The 351-nt window shown below is 63.8% G+C and carries 1 protein-coding gene; it reads right to left on the bottom strand.

Features of this window, described 5'->3' with window-relative positions:
- A partial coding sequence (locus C6W92_RS17820) for a hypothetical protein (RefSeq protein ID WP_164989302.1) occupies positions 1-351 on the bottom strand: 351 nt, incomplete at both ends.

The following is a 351-nucleotide window of genomic DNA, read 5'->3' as shown; positions in this document are numbered from 1 at the left end:
TGCCGGCGGGCTGGGTGCCCGTGGCCGTCATGGTCACGGCTTCCAGAACTTCCGGGCCGCTGTTGGTGATCACGATGGTCTGACCCGTGAGAAGCGGACGCGCCGGGTTCGGATTGCTGTCGGTGTCGCGCACCTGGAAATCCGGGCCGAACTCTGCGGAAAGCTGGGCAAAGTCAGGATCGGTCAGAGCGGCCTCGGCAATCGCCGCCTGGATGTCCGCCAAAAGCTCGGCATAGGTGTTGGAGCCCGTGCCGAAGGTCAGCGTCTTGGTATCACCGTTCATGTTGAACGTGATCTCGCCGAACGGGTTGTCGAGCAGGGGGTCTTGCCCGAGGGTCTCGGCATCGAGGT

Source organism: Roseovarius sp. A46 (assembly GCF_004126395.1).
GTDB lineage: Bacteria > Pseudomonadota > Alphaproteobacteria > Rhodobacterales > Rhodobacteraceae > Roseovarius > Roseovarius nitratireducens.
This window is presented reverse-complemented; position numbering and strand designations above follow the sequence as displayed.